The organism is Clostridium acetireducens DSM 10703, assembly GCF_001758365.1.
Lineage (GTDB): Bacteria > Bacillota > Clostridia > Clostridiales > Clostridiaceae > Clostridium_C > Clostridium_C acetireducens.
The window spans coordinates 1-1,578 of record NZ_LZFO01000074.1; the positions used below are offsets into that span (position 1 = coordinate 1).

The following is a 1,578-nucleotide window of genomic DNA, read 5'->3' on the forward strand; positions in this document are numbered from 1 at the left end:
ATAAATGAGCAAGATAAACTTTTAAATTAAGAGTTTGATCCTGGCTCAGGACGAACGCTGGCGGCGTGCCTAACACATGCAAGTCGAGCGATGAAACTTCCTTCGGGAAGTGAATTAGCGGCGGACGGGTGAGTATCACGTGGGCAACCTGCCTCAAAGAGGGGAATAGCCTTCCGAAAGGAAGATTAATACCGCATAATATTAGAAATTCGCATGAATTTCTAATCAAAGGAGTAATCCGCTTTGAGATGGGCCCGCGGCGCATTAGCTAGTTGGTGGGGTAATAGCCTACCAAGGCAACGATGCGTAGCCGACCTGAGAGGGTGAACGGCCACATTGGAACTGAGATACGGTCCAGACTCCTACGGGAGGCAGCAGTGGGGAATATTGCGCAATGGGGGAAACCCTGACGCAGCAACGCCGCGTGAGCGATGAAGGTCTTCGGATCGTAAAGCTCTGTCTTTTGGGACGATAATGACGGTACCAAAAGAGGAAGCCACGGCTAACTACGTGCCAGCAGCCGCGGTAATACGTAGGTGGCGAGCGTTGTCCGGAATTACTGGGCGTAAAGGGTGCGTAGGCGGATATTTAAGTCAGATGTGAAATACCCAGGCTTAACTTGGGAGTTGCATTTGAAACTGGATATCTAGAGTGCAGGAGAGGAAAGCGGAATTCCTAGTGTAGCGGTGAAATGCGTAGAGATTAGGAAGAACACCAGTGGCGAAGGCGGCTTTCTGGACTGTAACTGACGCTGAGGCACGAAAGCGTGGGTAGCAAACAGGATTAGATACCCTGGTAGTCCACGCTGTAAACGATGAATACTAGGTGTAGGAGGTATCATCCCTTCTGTGCCGCAGTTAACACAATAAGTATTCCGCCTGGGGAGTACGGTCGCAAGATTAAAACTCAAAGGAATTGACGGGGGCCCGCACAAGCAGCGGAGCATGTGGTTTAATTCGAAGCAACGCGAAGAACCTTACCTAGACTTGACATCCCCTGAATTACTCGTAATAGAGGAAATCCCTTCGGGGACAGGGAGACAGGTGGTGCATGGTTGTCGTCAGCTCGTGTCGTGAGATGTTGGGTTAAGTCCCGCAACGAGCGCAACCCTTGTTATTAGTTGCTACCATTAAGTTGAGCACTCTAATAAGACTGCCCGGGTCAACCGGGAGGAAGGTGGGGATGACGTCAAATCATCATGCCCCTTATGTCTAGGGCTACACACGTGCTACAATGGTAAGTACAGAGAGATGCAAATTCGCAAGGAAGAGCAAATCTCAAAAACTTATCCCAGTTCGGATTGCAGGCTGAAACTCGCCTGCATGAAGTCGGAGTTGCTAGTAATCGCAAATCAGAATGTTGCGGTGAATACGTTCCCGGGCCTTGTACACACCGCCCGTCACACCATGAGAGCTGGTAACACCCGAAGTCCGTGAGGTAACCGTAAGGAACCAGCGGCCGAAGGTGGGATTAGTGATTGGGGTGAAGTCGTAACAAGGTAGCCGTAGGAGAACCTGCGGCTGGATCACCTCCTTTCTAAGGAGAATTCAGGAAATAATATTTCCTGGAGGTTTCATT

The 1,578-nt window shown here is 50.2% G+C and carries 1 rRNA gene; it reads left to right on the top strand.

What is annotated here, in order from left to right:
- The first annotated feature begins 22 nt into the window (after positions 1 to 22).
- Positions 23 to 1,536, top strand: a 16S ribosomal RNA gene (locus CLOACE_RS11575).
- Positions 1,537 to 1,578: the final 42 nt, after the last annotated feature.